Here is a 16,922-nt window from a genome sequence, read left to right as displayed (position 1 = left end):
ATCTAGGCTGCGGTTTCCAAGCCTGTCAATCCGCCATCAGGTGGCAATTGGTGCCCGCGGTGGAACCGCTCACGTCGCGCAATCAGAGCGTGCCGGTGGCCAGTGCTTCGGCCACCGCCTCGAACACCTGGTCCATCGCCAAGGGCTTGTCGAGCAGGTACACCGGCAGGCCTGGCGGCAGCTCGGTCTGGTCGAACGGCTTGGCCGGGTCCTGCAGCAGGATCACCGGGCCACGATAGCCACGCTGGGCCAGCGCCCGCACCAGCGCCACCGCTGGCAGCAGGACCAGCTCGCTGTCGATGATGAACAGCTCCGGCATGCCGTCCACCGCCGCCGCGTGCAGCGCGTAGGCACCGTCCGGGGCGCGGCCGGGGGCGTAGCCCTGGCTTTCCAGGGCCGTGCTCAGCAGCGACTGGCGGGTGGCATCGCCATCGACCAGCAGGATGCGCTGGCCCTGGCCCGGCGCCGGCGCCGGCGAAGCCCGGGCGGCGTTGGGGTCCAGCAGCGGCAGGGTGATGGCAAAGGTGGTGCCCACCCCCGGCGTGCTGTCCACCTCGATCCGGCCCTGGTACTGCTCGACGATGCGCAGGCACGACATCAGTCCCAGGCCGGTGCCGTCGGGCTTGGTGGTGAAGAACGGGGTGAACAGCTGCCCGCGGGTCTTCTCGTCCATGCCGACGCCCTCGTCGGACACCGACAGGGACACCGCGCCACCGCCGTCGGCCGGTTGCGCGGCCAGGGTCAGCGTGCCACCGCGGGGCATGGCCTGAATGCCGTTGAGGCACAGGTTGATCAGCACCTGCTGGAGCTCGACGTAGTTGGCGTCGATCTCCATCGGCGTGGCCGGCGGCTGCAGGCGCAGCTTGACCCCGTCCGGCAGGCTGCCCTGCAGCAGCACCTGGACGGCCTGGAACAGCTCGGCCACCGGCACCGCCTCGCGCGCCTTGCGCGCGCCGCGCACGAAGGACAGCATCGATTCGGCCATCTCGTGACCGCGCCGACCGGACTCGGCGATCACCTCGCCGAGCTTGTGGATCTTCGGATTGTCACTGTGGAGGGCCAGCAGCTCCGGCACGATCAGCAGCGGCTGCAGGATGTTGCGCAGGTCGTGGCTCAGGCCGGCGGCCAGCATCGCGATCGAATCCAGGCGCTGCGAGCGCAGCAGCTCCTTCTCCACCCGTTCGCGCTCGCGCTGGCTGCGTGATTCGCGGATCGCGCGCGCCGCCGCCGAAGGCAGGCGCGCGGTCTTGTCCTTGAGGATGTAGTCGGCTGCGCCATCGCGCAGCGCCTGGACCGCGGTCTCCTCACCCATGGTCCCAGAGACGAAGATGAACGGCACCGGCGGGTCCAGCGCCAGCACCGCCTTGAGCGCATCGTGCCCGGAAAAGCCCGGCATCGACAGGTCCGACAGCACCAGGTCCGGCTTGAACCGCTCCAGCGCCAGGCGCAGCCCGGGCTCCGAATCCACCCGTTGAAACTCGGCCTCCAGCCCGGCCTCGAGCAGCTGTTCGCAGGTCAGCTCGGCATCCTCCGGCGAATCCTCCACCAGCAGGATGCGGACCGGTCCGATCGGGGCGGCAGTCAGTGGCATCGGATCAATCCAGCCCCGGTGCTTCGTTCAACAGTGCCCAGAAGGTGCCCAGGGTCTTGACCGCGGTGAAGAACTGGTCGATGTCCACCGGCTTGACCACATAGGCATTGGCGCCCAGGTCCCAGCTGCGCACCATGTCGCTTTCCTCGCGCGAGGAGGACAGGATCACCACCGGCATGGTCTTGAGCGCGTCGTCGGCGCGGATGCTGCGCAGCACTTCCATGCCATCCATGCGCGGCATCTTGATGTCCAGCAGCAGCACCGCCGGCAGGCCTTCGGCGCGGTCGGCATGGGCGCCGCGGCGCAGCAGGTAATCCATCACTTCCACCCCGTCCTCGACATGCACGATGGGATTGGCCAGGTTGGCCTCGCGCAGGGCGTCGATCGCCATTTCGGCGTCGGCGGCGCTGTCTTCGGCCAGCAGGATGATGCGGATGGCGCTCATGCGTTGAACTCTGAAGGTGAAAGGTAGCCGGTGACCAGGCCGGTGTCGTGGGCACTGGGAATGACGAAATGGAAGGTGGCGCCCCGCTCCGGCTCGGCCTCGGCCCAGACCCGGCCGCCGTGGCGCGACACCACCCGGCGCACGCTGGCCAGGCCAATGCCGGTACCGGGGTAGTCGCTGGCCTTGTGCAGCCGCTGGAACACGCCGAACAGCTTGCCGGCGTAGGTCATGTCGAAGCCGGCGCCGTTGTCCCTGACCCAGAAATGGTGCCCCTCGCCTTCCAGCGCGTAGCCCACCTCGATCCGCGCGACCTCGCGCTTGCCGCTGTACTTGACCGCGTTGCCCAGCAGGTTCTGCCAGACCTGGCGCAGCATGTTCTCATCGCCCACCAGGATCGGCATGGGCTGGATGGTCCAGTCCACGCGCAGCGGCAGGGTGTGCTTTTCGGCGCTGACGTTGGCATCGAGCATGGCCCGGGTCTCGGCCACCAGCGACTGCATGTCCACCGCCTGCAGGCGCAGCGCGCTGCGGCCCAGGCGCGAGTACACCAGCAGGTCGTCGATCAGCGAGGACATGCGCCGGGCCGAGTCGCCGATCACCTGCAGGTAGTGGCGGCTGCGCTCGTCGGCGCTCTCGCCCAGGTGGCGGGCGAGCTTGTCGGAGAAGCCGGAGATGTGCCGCAGCGGCGCGCGCAGGTCGTGGGAGACCGAATAGCTGAAGGCCTCCAGTTCGCGGTTGACGTCCGAGACCTGCTCCACCTTGCCTTCCAGCTGGCGGTTGAGCTCGATGATGCGCTGCTGGCTGACCCTCTGGGTGGTCACATCGCTGATGGTCATCAGCACCGCATCGTCGCTGCGATCGGGCAGCGACATGCGCCGGGCATTGAGCAGCAACACCCGCGGCACGCCACCGGCGGTTTCCTGGTGCACCTCGTAGTCCCACAGCTCGCGGCCGCGGGTGAGCACATCGGTCAGGCGCTGGCGCACCACTTCGTCGCGCCAGCTCGGGCTGATCTGGTGCAGCGGCGGATGATCCTGCAGCTCGCCCTGCAGCTGATAAAGCTCGGCGAAGGCGGGGTTGTGCATCAGCACGCGCTGCTGGCCATCGAGCAGGACGATGGGCTCGCGCACGGTCTGCAGCACCGCGTCCGAGCGCGCCAGGGCGCGGCTGGCGTCGGCCTCGGCGCGCAGGCGGCTGGCGATCTGCCGGCCCAGCACCGCGGTGACCGCGGTCAGCAGCGCCAGCTGGACCAGCATCGCCCCCCAGCCGACCCAGTCGGCCAGTTTGCGCGCCTGCAGCGCACGCTCGACCCGGCGCGCCGAGAGCGCCTGCTCGGCGCGCTGGATCTCCAGCATCAATGGCCGCACCGGATACCTGGCCGCCAGGTCGGCCGCCAGCGCCTGGCGCTGCCCGGGCCCGGCCACCAGCAATTGCTCAGCGATGCCCACGCGCCGTTCCAGCAGTTCCTTCAGCTGGCCCAGCCTGACCTGCTGTTCGGGCGAATCGCGGGTCAGTTCCATCACCCGCGCCAACAGCACGGGCAAGTGCTGGCGTGCATCCTGGACCCGGGCGCGCAGGCGCGGCAGGTCCGCGCCCAGGCTGACCAGCAGCGCGGACTGCTCGACCTCGCGCACTTCCACGTTCAGGGCGTTCACCTCGGCCTGGATCAGGCGGGTATGGGCCACCCGATCGGCCGCGGCCAGGCTTTCATCCTGCAACCGCTGGCGCAGCAGCGCCGGGGCAACCACGATCAGCAGCACGGCCACCCCGATGAAGGGCAGTCGCCACCGATCCCACTCGACGCGGGCCAACCGTTGCCGCATTCAAACCCCGTGATGACAGGACACACACAAAACCAAACGCTATCGCATCCGACCGAGCGTGAAAACATCGTTAAAATTGCCGCCTTCCGCCAGTGCCTGTTCATTTTCGCGAGGCCGCCGTGCGTGGGTCAGGTGCCCGCACCCGGCGCCGCGCAGGCAGTGCCATGTAACCGGTTTCATTATCGCAGATCGCACCGCCCCGATGGGCCAATATCGTCGGGGTCACCCTGCCAGGCATCGGCCTTGGCTACGATGCGTGGCTTGATGCCTTGACCGAACCGAACCGCCGCCCATGATCCGACGCCAGTTCCTGACCCGTGCCGCCGGCACGCTTGCCGCCCTGGGCCTGCCACCGGGCCTGCTGCTGTCCGGGTCGGCCTTTGCCGCAGCCCGGGCCGGCGCCTCCAACCTGGTGTTCGGACCCGCCCAGCCGTTCGACTACGCCAGCCTCAAGGGCCAGGCGCGCGCGCTGGCCGGCAAGCCCTACAAGGTGCACGGCGGCCCGCTGCCGGCGGCGCTGGAAGGCCTGACCTGGGACCAGTACCAGGCCATCGGCTATCGCCGCGACCATGCGCTGTGGAGCGGGCAGGACAACCCATTCCTGGCCCAGTTCTTCCACATGGGCCTGTATTTCAAGAAACCGGTGACCATGCACGAGGTCGCCGACGGCCAGGCGCGCGAGATCAAGTACAACGCCGACATGTTCGATTACGGCAGCAGCGGCCTGGGCAAGGCCAGGTTGGCTGACAACCTGGGCTTTGCCGGTTTCCGCCTCAACACCAAGGCCGACCCCAATCGCGATTTCGCCGCGTTCCTGGGCGCCAGCTATTTCCGCGCGGTCGGCAGGGAAGGCCAGTACGGCCTGTCCGCGCGCGGTCTGGCGATCGATACCGGCACCGGCGGGCCCGAGGAATTCCCGGACTTCGTCGCCTACTACCTGGAGAGGCCGGCCGAGGGTTCGGACACGCTGCTGGTCTACGGGCTGCTGGATTCGCCCAGCGTGGCCGGCGCCTACCGCTTCGCCCTGACCCCGGGCGAGCCGCTGACCATGGACATCGACTGCGCACTGTACCCGCGCACCACCATCGAGCGGATGGGCATCGGCCCGTGCACCAGCATGTACCAGACCGGCGAAAACGACCGCCGCATGGCCTGGGACTGGCGCCCGGAAATTCATGACAGCGACGGCCTGGCCCTGCACACCGGCAGCGGCGAGTGGATCTGGCGGCCGCTGACCAACCCGGCGCAGTTGCGCTTCAATGCCTTCGGCGACACCGATCCCAAGGGCTTCGGCCTGCTCCAGCGCGACCGCAACTTCGACCATTACCAGGACGACGGGGTGTTCTACGACAAGCGCCCCTGCCTGTGGGTGGAGCCCAAGTCCGGCTGGGGCCAAGGGGCGGTGCAGCTGATCGAGATCCCGACCGTCGATGAAACCTTCGACAACATCGTCGCGTTCTGGAACCCGAAGGACAAACCGCAAGCCGGCCAGGAGCTGCTGTTCGGCTACAGGCTGTCCTGGGGCTCGGCCGCGCCGGCCGGACCCAGCCAGGCGATCTGCGTGGCCACCCGCACCGGCTTGGGTGGCGTGGTCGGCCACAAGCGCAGGTATTGGTCGCAGCGCTTTGCGGTGGATTTCGCCGGCGGCTCGCTGGCCGCGCTGGAAGCGGCCGATGCCGTGCTCGAACCGGTCCTACAGATCACCGGCGGCACGCTGGAAACGGTGTCCTGCCGCCCGCTGCGCGAGATCAAGGGCTACCGGGTGATGTTCGACGTGGTCCCGGCCAAGGACGACAGCAGCCAGATCGACCTGCGCCTGTACCTCAGGCACGCCGACGCGACCCTGAGCGAAACCTGGCTCTACCAGTTCAGCCCGCCGCCGCTGGCCGAACGCAGGCTCTACTGACCCGGCCGGCGCGGCGCATTCGGAAAAACCTTTCCCGCCCCACGACCGGCGCGGCCGATTTCACCGCGTTCCTGCGTTGGACCTTTCATGTGGCCGCCCGGGGACGGCGCCTGCGACCTCCTGTGCACACGACGCGGTGCTGCCAGGGGTGTGCAAGGCGGGGTTCCCCAGGCGCTGAGGTCGGTGGCATGGGTGCATGTTCGGCACAGCGTGATGTCGGCGGTTTTCAGATCAACGGGATCCTAAGGCTGCCCCGCACGCACCCGTGCAGCAGCCATGCCCGGTCACGGCAACCGCGAGGTGCGTCAGGAAATCCCCCAGCTTGGCGAGGAAATGGATATGGCCGACCGGTCTGTCTTGCTGTCATCCAACTACAACGCGTGGCCGGAGCCTTTCAACGGCCAGGCATATGCCTTCCTCAACGTGATCGCCCAGGTCGAGGACGCGGACTTCCTCATGCCCGGCCCCGCCCCGCACAGCGCCGGCCGCGGCGTGAATCCCAGCCTGGGCTACCTGTGGCATGAGCTCAGCCATCGGGTGATGTCCCAGGCCTGGCGCCGGCTTGGCCGGCCAGGCCTGTCCAATGCCACGCCGGTCACGGTGACGCGCGATTACGACGTGTTCCTGTTCGTGTGCCAGTTCCCGCTAGAGCTGACCGCGCTGCGGCGCATGAAGAACTGGCGCAAGCGCTGCGGCAAGGCCTACGCCTACCTGCTGGAAGGCTGGCCCGAGCGCTTCCCGCACCAGGCACAGGAGCTGCGCATGCTGGACGCATTCGACCACGTCTTCGTGCTCAATGCCGAGAGCATCCCGGCGCTGCGCCAGTACACCTCCACCCCGATCTCGTTCCTGCCCAGCGCCTGCGACACGCTGTTGGCCTGCCCGTATCCGGACACGCCGGCGCGCAGCATCGATGTGCTCAGCCTGGGCCGGCGCATCCCCGAGCTGCACACCAAGCTGGCTGCCCTGGCCGCGCGCGACGGCAACTTCTTCTACGTGCACGACGTGCTCAAGGCCGGCGCGGTGGTGGACTGGGCCGAACACCGCAGCCAGTCGGCGGCCATGATCAAGCGTGCCAAGTACTTCATCGCCTACGACTTCACCGTGGACACGGTCGGGGTGTTCAAGGGCGTGCGCAAGAACGCGTTGGCCACGCGCTATTTCGAAGGCACCGCCGGCGGCGCCATCGTGCTGGGCTCGCGCCAGCAATGCCCGGAGTTTGCCGATCATTTCGACTGGCCCGATGCGGTGATCGAACTACCGCCGGGCACACCGGACCTGGGCGCATTCTTCCGCGACCTGGGCAGCCAGACCGAACGTCTTGAACGCGCACGCGCCACCAATGTCAGCCAGGCGCTGCTGCGCCACGACTGGGCGCATCGCTGGGATCAGCTGCTGGATACGGTTGGCCTGCCACGCAGTGCGCGGCTGCAGCAACGCATCGAGCAGCTTGCCAGCATGGCCGGCATGGTGGAAGTCGCCCATGGCGCACCGCGGGTGCGACGGCACGACGTGACCGCATGACGTTTCTAGGGATTGGGACACATCCGGCGGCGCCACCGCCACTCACACCTGCGCACACGGCCACCGTACCGCGCGCCAGCAACCATCCAGCCGATTGATCGGCCAAGGACCCAGCAATGAATCGAAAGGAGCATCAATGAAGGCTGTCATCCTGGCCGGCGGCCTGGGCACCCGCATTTCCGAGGAAACCGCGATCCGCCCCAAGCCCATGGTGGAAATCGGCGGCAAGCCGGTGCTGTGGCACATCATGAAGATCTACAGCCATTACGGCATCAACGACTTCGTGGTGTGCCTGGGCTACCGGGGCGAGGTCATCAAGGATTTCTTCATCAACTACCACCTGATGGAATCGGACGTGACCTGCGACCTGTCCACCAACACCACCACCCTGCACAACACCCGCGCCGAGCCGTGGCGGGTGACCCTGGTGGACACGGGCGCGGCGACCATGACCGGGGGCCGCCTCAAGCGGGTCATGCCCTACCTGCAGGATGAGGAAGCCTTCTGCCTGACCTATGGCGACGGCGTGTCCGACGTGGACATCGCCGCCGGCATCGAACTGCACCGGCGCGAGGGCCGCCTGGCCACGGTCACCGCGGTGCAGCCGCCGGGCCGCTTCGGCGCGCTGCACGTGCAGGCCGACCAGGTCACCGGCTTCCGCGAGAAGCCCGCCGATGGCGATGGCCTGATCAACGGCGGTTTCTTCGTGTTGTCTCCCAAGGTGGCCGACTTCATCGAAGGCGACAGCAGCGTGTGGGAGAACGCGCCGCTGGAAACCCTGGTCGCCCAGGGCCAGCTGAGCGTCTACCGGCACGCCGGCTTCTGGCAGCCGATGGACACCTTGCGCGACAAGAACTACCTCAACGACCTGTGGACCAACAACAAGGCGCCGTGGCGCGTGTGGGAGTGAAGACGATGCGTATCCTGATCACCGGCAACATGGGCTACATCGGCCCGGTCCTGGCCCGCCACCTGCGCCAGCGCTTCCCGCAGGCCTGGCTGGTCGGCGTGGATCGCGGCTGGTTCGCCCATTGCCTGTCCGACAAGCGCGGCCTGCCCGAAGTGGTGCTGGACGAGCAATGGTTTCGCGACGTGCGCGACCTGACCGCGCAGGACCTGACCGGCTTCGACGCGGTGGTCCACCTGGCCGCGGTGTCCAACGATGCGATGGGCAAGCGCTTCGAGACCGTCACCGACCAGATCAACTGCCAGGCCAGCCTGTCGGTGGCCCGGGCTGCGGCCGAGGCGGGCGTGAAGCACTTCGTGTTCGCCTCCAGCTGCAGCGTGTATGGCGCGGCGGCTGACGGCACGCCGCGTTCGGAAACCAGCGCCATCGCCCCGCTCACCGCCTACGCTCGCTCCAAGATCGACACCGAAACCGGCCTGGCGGCGATGGACACCGACATGGTCATCACCGCGCTGCGCTTTGCCACCGCCTGCGGCGCCTCGCCGCGGCTGCGCCTGGACCTGGTGCTCAACGACTTCGTTGCCGGCGCAGTGGCCAGCGGCAAGGTCGAGGTGCTGTCCGACGGCACGCCGTGGCGCCCGCTGATCCATGTGCGCGACATGTCGCGCGCCATCGAATGGGCGATCCAGCGCCCGGCCGACACCGGCGGCCGCTATCTGTTCGTCAATGCCGGATCGGAGCGCTGGAACGTGCAGGTCCGCGATCTGGCCCATGCCGTGGGCGCGGCCATTCCCACCGCGGAAGTGACCATTTCCACCAACGCCCCGGCCGACAGTCGCTCGTACCGGGTGGACTTTTCGCTGTTCGAAAAACTCGCGCCCGACCACCAGCCGATCGAGACGCTGGAGGGCACCATCGCCGAACTGCGCGACGAACTGCAGCGCACCGCGTTCTCCGACCGCAATTTCCGCCAGTCCGGCTTCATCCGCCTGCGCATCCTGGAAGGCCTGGTCGACAGCGGCCAGCTGCTGCCGGACTTGCGCGCGCCCGAGCTGCGGGCGGCCGCATGAAGTTCCACCAGACCCCGCTCAAGGGCGCCTATGTGATCGAGCCGGAAAAACGCGGCGACGAGCGGGGCTGGTTCGCGCGCATATTCTGCGAGAAGGAGATGGCTGCCGCCGGCCTGGTCGAGCGCTTCGTCCAGGTCAACAACTCCTACAACGCGCAGGCCGGCACGCTGCGTGGCATGCACTACCAGCTGCCGCCGGCGCCGGAGGTCAAGATCGTGCGCTGCGTGCGCGGCGCGCTGTGGGATGCCATCGTCGACCTGCGCCCGGATTCGCCCACCTACCTGAAATGGCACGGTGTGGAACTGACCGCGGAGAACCGCCTGGCCTATTACGTGCCGCGCGGTTTTGCCCATGGCTTTGTGACCCTGGAGCCGGATACCGAGGCGTTGTACCTGGCCAGTGCCTTCTACGAACCCAGCGCCGAACGTGGCCTGCGCTGGAACGACCCTGCGATCGGCGTGCAATGGCCGGCCGTGGGCACGATCATTTCCGACAAGGACGCCGCGTGGCCGGATTTCGATCCGGGCTACCACGGCGTCGAACACCTGCGCGGCCTGTAGGCGGCGCAACGAGGAGCAAGACATGGTGAACGATCGACTGCTGCGTGAACGCCAGGCCGCTGGCATGCCCATCCGCGTCGGACTCTACGGCGCCGGCTTCATGGCCAAGGGCATCGTCAACCAGATCGTGCATTCGGTCCCGGGCATGGTGTTGTCGGTGATCTGCAACCGCAACCTGGACAAGGCGCTGGCGGCGTTCGCCCAGGCGGGCGTGGAGGCGCGGATCGTCGACACCGGCCGTGCGCTGTCCGCAGCGATCGCCAGCGGCGCCGCCGCGATCACCGACGACCCGGCGCTGCTGTACGAATGCAACGAGCTGGACTGCCTGGTCGATGCCACCGGCGCGGTGGAGTACGGCGCCCACATCAGCCTGGCGGCCATCTCCTACGGCCGCGACATGGTGACGATGAATGCCGAGCTGGATGGCACCGTCGGCCCGCTGCTCAAGAAGAAGGCCGACGCCGCCGGGGTGATCTTCACTGCATGCGATGGCGACCAGCCAGGGGTGCAGATGAACCTGTTCCGCTTCGTCAGGTCGATCGGCCTGACCCCACTGATGTGCGGCAACATCAAGGGCCTGCAGGACCCGTATCGCACGCCGACCACGCAGGCCGGCTTTGCCGCCAAGTGGGGCCAGGACCCGTACATGGTCACCAGCTTCGCCGACGGCACCAAGATCAGCTTCGAGCAGGCGATCGTGGCCAACGGCACCGGCATGTCCATCCTCAAGCGCGGCATGACCGGCCTCGACCATCGCGGCCATGTCGACGAGCTGACCCGCAGCTACGACATCGATGCGCTCAAGGCCGTCGGCGGCGCGGTGGATTACGTGGTCGGCGCGCAGCCGGGCCCGGGCGTGTACGTGCTGGCCACCCACGACGACTCCAAACAGCGGCATTACCTCAACCTCTACAAGCTCGGCGAGGGCCCGCTGTACAGCTTCTACACGCCCTACCACCTGTGCCACTTCGAAGTGCCGCTGTCGGTGGCGCGCGTGGTGCTGCTGCGCGATGCGGTGCTGCAGCCGCTGGACGGGCCGCTGGTGGAGGTGGTGGCCACGGCCAAGCGCGACCTGGAGGCGGGCGAAACCCTCGACGCGCTCGGCGGCTACCTCACCTACGGCCAGTGCGAACGCGCCGATGTCACCGCGCGCGAGGCGTTGCTGCCCATGGGCGTGGCCGAAGGCTGCGTGCTCAAGCGCGCGATCGCCAGGGACGCGGTGCTGACCTACGACGACGTCACGCTGCCGCACGGTCGCCTGATCGACCGCCTGCGCGCCGAACAGGCCGCGCTGTTCGCGACCACGGCCGACGCGGTCGCCGCCTAGGAGCCTGTCGGACTTTGGCCGGCCGGGCTGGCCCTGGCGGAACGACACGGCGCGGGCCCTGCCCATCGGCGCGGCAGGCCGGTCAAGCTGTCATCCTGGCCGCGCGACAATGGCCGTCTCCATGCAGGGACATGCGGCGTTTGCTTCGCATGTCCTGCTGGCGTGGGCAGGCCGGACCGTAGCGCCGCGCTGCGGCCCAGCGCGCGCCAGGCATCCCCCGGGTCCTTGCAATCGCGGCAGGAGAACGACATGCCGCAAGCCGCGCCGGCCAACCCTTCGTCGCCGGCCGCAGGTGCCACCCCCGCGGCCGGCTACTGGTCCCGACCCGCTGCCGAACTGATCGGCCAATTGCAGACCACGGCCACCGGCCTTTCCAGCGACCAGGCCCGGGAGCGTCTGGCGCGCGATGGTGGCAACAGTCTGGGCCGCAGCGCCGCAGCGTCGCCGTGGCGTCTGTTCGCCAGGCAGTTCTACAGCCCGCTGGTGCTGATCCTGATCTTCGCCGCGGTGGTGTCCGCCTTCGTCGGCGAAGGCCAGGAAGCCGCGATCATCGGCGCGATCGTGCTCGCCAGCTGCATCCTGAGCTTCACCCAGGAGTACAGCGCCTCCAGGGCCATGGAAGCGCTGAAGGGGCGCATCTCCACCAGGGCGAGCGTGTTGCGTGATGGCCGGCCGGTCAGCATCCCCACCGAGGAGATCGTGGCCGGCGATGTCCTGACCTTGTCGGCCGGCAGCCTGATCCCGGCCGACGGTGTCATCCTGGAAGCCCGCGACTTCAATGTCAGCGAAGCTGCGCTGACCGGCGAGACCTTCCCGGTGGTGAAATCGCCGGGCCAGGTCGCACCGGAGGCGGGACTGGCGCTGCGCAGCAACGTGGTGTTCGCCGGCACCTCGGTGCGCAGCGGCACGGCCACGGTGCTGGTGGTCCAGACCGGCAACCACACGGTCTTCGCCGGGATCGCCGCCGCCATCCAGCGCAAGCCGCCGCAGACCGAGTTCGGCACGGGCATCCGGCGGTTCGGCTCCCTGATGACCCAGATCATGCTGGTCATCGTGGTCCTGGTGTTCGTGGCCAACCTGCTGCTGGAGCGGCCGCTGATCGACTCGCTGCTGTTTTCGCTGGCCCTGGCGGTGGGGCTGACGCCCGAACTGCTGCCGGCGATCATCAGCGTGACCCTCTCGCGCGGGGCCAGGACCCTTGCCGGCAACGGAGTCATCGTCAGGCGCCTGGAGGCGATCGAGAACCTCGGCAGCATGGACATCCTGTGCACCGACAAGACCGGCACGCTGACCGAAGGCGTCATCCACCTGGACGGCTGCCTGGATGCCGAGGGCGCCAGCTCGGCCCAGGTCATGCGCTGGGCGCGGCTGAACGCCATGCTCCAGACCGGGCTGAAGAACCCGCTCGACGAGGCCATCGCCGCCGCTTCCCCGGGCAACGCCGACCTTGGCCGATGCACCAAGGTCGACGAAATCCCGTACGACTTCGTGCGCAAGTCGCTTTCGGTGGTGGTGCGCGAGGCGCACAGCCAGGACGATCTGATGATCTGCAAGGGCGCGGTGCTGAACGTCGCCGCCGCCTGCACCTGGGTCCTGACCGCGACCGGGCCGGTGCCGCTGGACCCGCAAAGACGGGCCGCGCTGGAGGAAAGGTTCAAGGCCTGGAGCGCCGAAGGCTACCGGGTGCTGGCACTGGCGATCCGGCATCTGCCCCGGCAGCGGTCCTATGGCCGCGCCGACGAGGTCGGGCTGGCCTTCGCCGGTTTCCTGTTGTTCCTTGATCCGCCAAAGCCCGGAGTGGCGCAGGCGCTGGCGGCGATGGCCGCGCGCGGGATCGGGGTCAAGGTCATCACCGGCGACAACCGTTATGTCGCCCAGCACCTGGCCGCCGCCGTGGGCCTGAAGGCCCACGCGATGATCACCGGCGAACAGCTTTCGCACATGACCAAGGAGGCGCTGTTCGGGCTTGCCCCGCGCACCGACCTGTTTGTCGAAATCGACCCCAACCAGAAGGAACGGATCATTGCGGCGCTGCGCCAGCACGGCCATGCGGTGGGTTACCTGGGCGACGGCATCAACGATGCGCCGGCCCTGCACACCGCCGATATCGGCATTTCCGTGGAGGGCGCGGTGGAAGTGGCGCGCGAGGCGGCCGACATGATCCTGCTGCAACGCGACCTGGGCGTGCTGCTGGCCGGCATCGACGACAGCCGCAAGACCTTCGCCAACACCATGAAATATATTTCGATCACCACCAGCGCCAGCTTCGGCAACATGATCAGCATGGCCTTCGCCTCGCTGTTCCTGCCGTTTTTGCCGTTGCTGGCCAAGCAGATCCTGCTCAACAACTTCCTGTCCGACCTGCCCGCGCTGGCCATTGCCTCGGACAATGTCGACCTGGACCAGACCCGCTCGCCCAGGCATTGGGACATCGGCTACATCCGCCGCTTCATGCTGTGCTTCGGCCTGGTCAGCACGCTGTTCGACTTCATCACCTTCGGCTTCCTGCTCGGCATCGCGCGGGCCAGTGCCGAAACGTTCCAGACCGCATGGTTCGTCGAATCGCTGATCACCGAACTGACCATCGTCCTGGTCATCCGCACCCGCAGGGCGTTCTGGCGCAGCCGGCCGAGCGCGCTGCTGGCCCGGCTCAGCGTGGCGGTGCTGGCGCTGGCGGTGGCCATCCCCTACCTGCCTGCTGCAGGCCGGCTCGGCTTCGTGCCCCTGCCGCCCATGGTGATGGCGGGCATCGTGACGATCACGGCGCTGTACCTGCTTGCATCGGAGGCGACCAAGCACTGGTTCTTCAGGCACGAGCAGCGCCGCGCCCCCGGGCACAGCGCCACGCACGCGCCGTGAGTGCCATGACGCGATGACCGCCGCGGGCGCGCATCACCGCCGCACCGTCGGCGGCAGCCCCTGGACCCTCAGCGCACCACCAGCACCGGCACGGTGCTGCGGGTCAGCACTTCCACGGTCTGGCTGCCCAGCAGCACCCGGGTCAGGCCGCGGCGCCCGTGCGAGGTCATCACCACCAGCTCGCTGCCGCGTTCGGCGATGGTCTCCAGGATGCCTTCGGCGGCATAACGGTCCAGCACGTGCACCGGCGTGGCATCGACCTCCATCTGCGCCGCCCGGTCCAGCGCCGGCTGCAGGATGAGGTTGGCCGAAGCCTCGCGTTCGGCACGATATTCCGGGCCGGACTCGTAGCCCACCGTCCAGCCCTGGACATCGGTCATGCCGCCGGCCCAGGGTTCGGACACGGTGAGGATGTCGACCTTGGATCCCAGCTTGGCCGCCAGCTCAAGTCCATGCTCCAGGCCGCGCAGGGACAGGTCCGAGCCATCGATGGCGATCAGGATGCGTGCGTACATGGGGCGCTCCAGCGTGTGTGGTGCCGTCCATTGGACGCCTGCCGGCGCGAGCGCGCCTTGATCGTGATCAAGGCCGGATCTATCGCTCGCCGTGTGGCGGGCAACACCCGTTTCCGTAGGGCGGGTCTCGACCCGCCGTTACCGGTTCGTCGGGCATGGCAATGGCGGGTCAAGACCCGCCCTACGCGGGGGACAGGTTGGCGTAGGCCAGCACCAGCCACTTGGCGCCTTCGTCGAACTGCACCTGCACCCGTGCATGCGCGCCGGCGCCTTCATAATCGACGACCACCCCGACGCCGAACTTGGGGTGCGACACGTTGGACCCGAGCTTGAGCGCCGGTGTTTCCAGCGGCGCATGGCCGAAGCCGCCGCGCGCAGCGCCCAGCGAGGCCGGCCGCGAGACCTGCACCTTGGGCCGCACCTCGTGGAGCAGTTCGCGCGGGATCTCGCGCAGGAAGCGCGAGGGCACGTTGTAGTTGTCCATGCCGTGGATCCGGCGCGACTCGGCGTAGGTCAGGACCAGCTTCTGGCGGGCGCGGGTAATGCCCACGTAGGCCAGGCGGCGCTCCTCTTCCAGCTTGCCGGCTTCCTCGACCGAGCGCGCGCTGGGGAACAGGCCTTCTTCCAGTCCGACCAGGAACACCAGCGCAAACTCCAGCCCCTTGGCCGAATGCAGGGTCATCAGCTGCACCCCATCCTCGCCGGCCTGGGCCTGGCCTTCGCCGGCCTCCAGCGCCGCGTAGGACAAAAAGGCGACCAGCTCGCTCATGCGCTCGGCCTCGGGCGCATCGTCCAGCGCCAGCGGATCGTGGTCGGCGCGGGCAAAGCGCGAGGCCACCGAGACCAGTTCGTCCAGGTTCTCGGTGCGCGAATCGGCATCCAGCCCGCCCTTGCTCTCCCGGGCCCAGTGCTCGCGCAGCGCCGAGCGCAGCAGCACGTGGTCGATCTTCTCCTTCAGGTCCAGCGCGGCGGTTTGCTCTTCCAGCAGGTCGATCAGCTGCACGAACGCGGCCAGCGCATTGCGCGCGCGCCCGGCCATCTGGCCGCCCTGCGCGCACTGGCGCGCGGCCTCCCACAGCGATACCGAATCGGCGCGCGCCTGCCGGCGCACTTCATCCAGGGTGCGCTCGCCGATGCCACGTGGCGGGGTGTTGACTGCACGCTCGAAGGCCGCATCGTCGGCGCGGTTGGCGATCAGGCGCAGGTAGGCCAGCGCGTCCTTGATTTCGGCACGTTCGAAGAAGCGCACCCCGCCATAGACCCGGTACGGCACCTGCTGGGCGAGCAGCGCCTCTTCCAGCGCCCGCGACTGCGCGTTGCTGCGGTAGAGCACGGCCACATCGCCATAGCTGCCGCCGTCGCGCACCCACTGATAGGCGCGCTCGACCACGTAGCGTGCCTCGTCCATCTCGTTGTAGGCGGCATACAGGTCGATCGGGTCGCCCTGGCCGGCATCGGTCCACAGCTGCTTGCCGATCCGGTCCGGATTGTGGGCGATGACCGCATTGGCCGCGCCCAGGATGTTGGCGGTGGAACGGTAGTTCTGCTCCAGGCGGATGGTCTGGGCGCCGGGGAAATCCTTCAGGAAGCGCTGCACGTTCTCGACCTTGGCCCCGCGCCAGCCGTAGATGGCCTGGTCGTCATCGCCGACCACGAACACGTGCCCGGTGTCGCCGGCCAGCAGCCGGATGAAGCCGTACTGGATCGCGTTGGTGTCCTGGAATTCGTCCACCAGCAGCTCGCCGAAGCGGTGCCGGTAATGGGCCAGCAGCGCCGGGGTGTCGCGCAGCAGCTCATGGGCGCGCAGCAGCAGTTCGGCGAAATCCACCAGCCCGGCGCGGTCGCAGCGGGCCTGGTATTCGGTGTAGGCGGCCACCATCGCGCTGAGCCACGCATCGCGGCCTTCGGGCTGGATGTGCTGCGGGCGCCTGCCTTCGTCCTTCTGCTGGTTGATCCACCAGGCGATCTGGCGCGGCGGGACCTTGGCCTCGTCCAGTTCCAGGGTCTGGGCCACGCGCTTGACCAGGCGCTGCTGGTCGTCGGCATCCAGCACCTGGAAGCCTTCGGGCAGCTTCGCGTCCTGCCAGTGCAGGCGCAGCAGGCGGTGGGCCAGGCCGTGGAAGGTGCCGATCCACATCCCGCGGCCGCCGTTGCGCAGCTGCGCATCGGCGCGCTGGCGCATTTCGGCGGCGGCCTTGTTGGTGAAGGTCACCGCCAGGATGCCGTGGGTGGGCACCGCATGGACCTCGTTGAGCCAGGCGATGCGGTGGGTGAGCACCCGGGTCTTGCCCGAGCCGGCACCGGCCAGGACCAGGTAATGCCCGGCAGGGGCGGACACGGCCTGACGCTGGGCCGGGTTCAGATCATCGAGCAGGTGGGAGACATCCATCGCCCG

At 68.4% G+C, this 16,922-nt stretch carries 12 protein-coding genes; 7 read left to right on the top strand and 5 right to left on the bottom strand.

The genetic code is table 11. The annotated features are described in order from the left end of the window. Positions 1-82: 82 nt before the first annotated feature. Genes D9R12_RS12665 through D9R12_RS12655 form a run of 3 tightly spaced genes read right to left on the bottom strand, consistent with a single transcriptional unit; the run spans position 83 to position 3,859 of the window. Positions 83-1,591 carry an ATP-binding response regulator gene (locus D9R12_RS12665; protein WP_014159213.1) on the bottom strand — a complete coding sequence of 503 codons (1,509 nt, stop codon included), beginning with the start codon at positions 1,589-1,591 and terminating at the stop codon, positions 83-85. A gap of 4 nt (positions 1,592-1,595) precedes the next feature. Then, complete coding sequence (locus D9R12_RS12660) at positions 1,596-2,036, bottom strand: response regulator (protein ID WP_014159212.1); 441 nt, start codon at positions 2,034-2,036, stop codon at positions 1,596-1,598. Further along, on the bottom strand, positions 2,033-3,859 hold the full coding sequence (locus D9R12_RS12655) for a sensor histidine kinase (protein ID WP_043290273.1): 1,827 nt from the start codon (positions 3,857-3,859) through the stop codon (positions 2,033-2,035). The genes D9R12_RS12660 and D9R12_RS12655 overlap by 4 nt, the downstream gene beginning before the upstream one ends. A 292-nt stretch (positions 3,860-4,151) precedes the next feature. Between D9R12_RS12655 and D9R12_RS12650 the strand changes: the two genes are divergently transcribed. The 7 genes from D9R12_RS12650 to mgtA all read left to right on the top strand — a co-directional run bounded on the left by D9R12_RS12650 (position 4,152) and on the right by mgtA (position 14,012). Continuing rightward, positions 4,152-5,765, top strand: coding sequence for an OpgD/OpgG family glucan biosynthesis protein (locus D9R12_RS12650; protein ID WP_014159210.1), 1,614 nt, complete (start codon positions 4,152-4,154; stop codon positions 5,763-5,765). A gap of 339 nt (positions 5,766-6,104) precedes the next feature. Continuing rightward, complete coding sequence (locus D9R12_RS12645) at positions 6,105-7,289, top strand: glycosyltransferase family protein (RefSeq protein ID WP_244671930.1); 1,185 nt, start codon at positions 6,105-6,107, stop codon at positions 7,287-7,289. A gap of 136 nt (positions 7,290-7,425) precedes the next feature. Next, complete coding sequence (gene rfbF / locus D9R12_RS12640; protein ID WP_014159208.1) at positions 7,426-8,199, top strand: glucose-1-phosphate cytidylyltransferase; 774 nt, start codon at positions 7,426-7,428, stop codon at positions 8,197-8,199. A 5-nt stretch (positions 8,200-8,204) separates the two neighbouring features. After that, a complete protein-coding gene (locus D9R12_RS12635) occupies positions 8,205-9,266 on the top strand; it encodes an NAD-dependent epimerase/dehydratase family protein (protein WP_043290818.1) in 1,062 nt (353 codons plus the stop codon). Beyond that, a complete protein-coding gene (gene rfbC / locus D9R12_RS12630) occupies positions 9,263-9,826 on the top strand; it encodes a dTDP-4-dehydrorhamnose 3,5-epimerase (RefSeq protein ID WP_014159206.1) in 564 nt (187 codons plus the stop codon). Before D9R12_RS12635 ends, rfbC begins: the two co-directional genes overlap by 4 nt. A 22-nt stretch (positions 9,827-9,848) precedes the next feature. After that, a complete protein-coding gene (locus tag D9R12_RS12625) occupies positions 9,849-11,153 on the top strand; it encodes an NAD(P)H-dependent oxidoreductase (RefSeq protein ID WP_122230975.1) in 1,305 nt (434 codons plus the stop codon). A gap of 249 nt (positions 11,154-11,402) precedes the next feature. Next, entirely contained in the window at positions 11,403-14,012 is a 2,610-nt protein-coding gene (gene mgtA / locus D9R12_RS12620) for a magnesium-translocating P-type ATPase (RefSeq protein WP_122230973.1), read from the top strand. Positions 14,013-14,080: 68 nt separating this feature from the next. On the opposite strand, the gene D9R12_RS12615 is transcribed toward mgtA, so the two are convergent. Together D9R12_RS12615 and uvrD are read right to left on the bottom strand one after the other, a co-directional pair. After that, positions 14,081-14,527: a universal stress protein gene (locus D9R12_RS12615; protein ID WP_122230971.1), complete on the bottom strand. Its 447-nt coding sequence runs from the start codon at positions 14,525-14,527 to the stop codon at positions 14,081-14,083. A gap of 181 nt (positions 14,528-14,708) precedes the next feature. Further along, positions 14,709-16,916, bottom strand: a complete 2,208-nt coding sequence (gene uvrD / locus D9R12_RS12610; RefSeq protein ID WP_122230969.1) for a DNA helicase II — start codon at positions 16,914-16,916, stop codon at positions 14,709-14,711. Between the last annotated feature and the right edge of the window lie 6 nt (positions 16,917-16,922).

The organism is Pseudoxanthomonas spadix (assembly GCF_003703395.1).
GTDB lineage: Bacteria > Pseudomonadota > Gammaproteobacteria > Xanthomonadales > Xanthomonadaceae > Pseudoxanthomonas_A > Pseudoxanthomonas_A spadix.
Note: the sequence above shows the minus strand (reverse complement) of the source record. Positions and strands in the feature narration are given on the sequence as shown.

Bases quoted from the DNA above. Each gene is read 5' to 3' on its own strand.
- rfbC (WP_014159206.1), top strand. From the start codon at position 9,263: ATGAAGTTCCACCAGACCCCGCTCAAGGGCGCCTATGTGATCGAGCCG.
- D9R12_RS12635 (WP_043290818.1), top strand. From the start codon at position 8,205: ATGCGTATCCTGATCACCGGCAACATGGGCTACATCGGCCCGGTCCTG.
- D9R12_RS12650 (WP_014159210.1), top strand. From the start codon at position 4,152: ATGATCCGACGCCAGTTCCTGACCCGTGCCGCCGGCACGCTTGCCGCC.
- D9R12_RS12625 (WP_122230975.1), top strand. From the start codon at position 9,849: ATGGTGAACGATCGACTGCTGCGTGAACGCCAGGCCGCTGGCATGCCC.
- rfbF (WP_014159208.1), top strand. From the start codon at position 7,426: ATGAAGGCTGTCATCCTGGCCGGCGGCCTGGGCACCCGCATTTCCGAG.
- D9R12_RS12645 (WP_244671930.1), top strand. From the start codon at position 6,105: ATGGCCGACCGGTCTGTCTTGCTGTCATCCAACTACAACGCGTGGCCG.
- D9R12_RS12655 (WP_043290273.1), bottom strand. From the start codon at position 3,859: ATGCGGCAACGGTTGGCCCGCGTCGAGTGGGATCGGTGGCGACTGCCC.
- D9R12_RS12665 (WP_014159213.1), bottom strand. From the start codon at position 1,591: ATGCCACTGACTGCCGCCCCGATCGGACCGGTCCGCATCCTGCTGGTG.
- D9R12_RS12615 (WP_122230971.1), bottom strand. From the start codon at position 14,527: ATGTACGCACGCATCCTGATCGCCATCGATGGCTCGGACCTGTCCCTG.
- uvrD (WP_122230969.1), bottom strand. From the start codon at position 16,916: ATGGATGTCTCCCACCTGCTCGATGATCTGAACCCGGCCCAGCGTCAG.
- mgtA (WP_122230973.1), top strand. From the start codon at position 11,403: ATGCCGCAAGCCGCGCCGGCCAACCCTTCGTCGCCGGCCGCAGGTGCC.
- D9R12_RS12660 (WP_014159212.1), bottom strand. From the start codon at position 2,036: ATGAGCGCCATCCGCATCATCCTGCTGGCCGAAGACAGCGCCGCCGAC.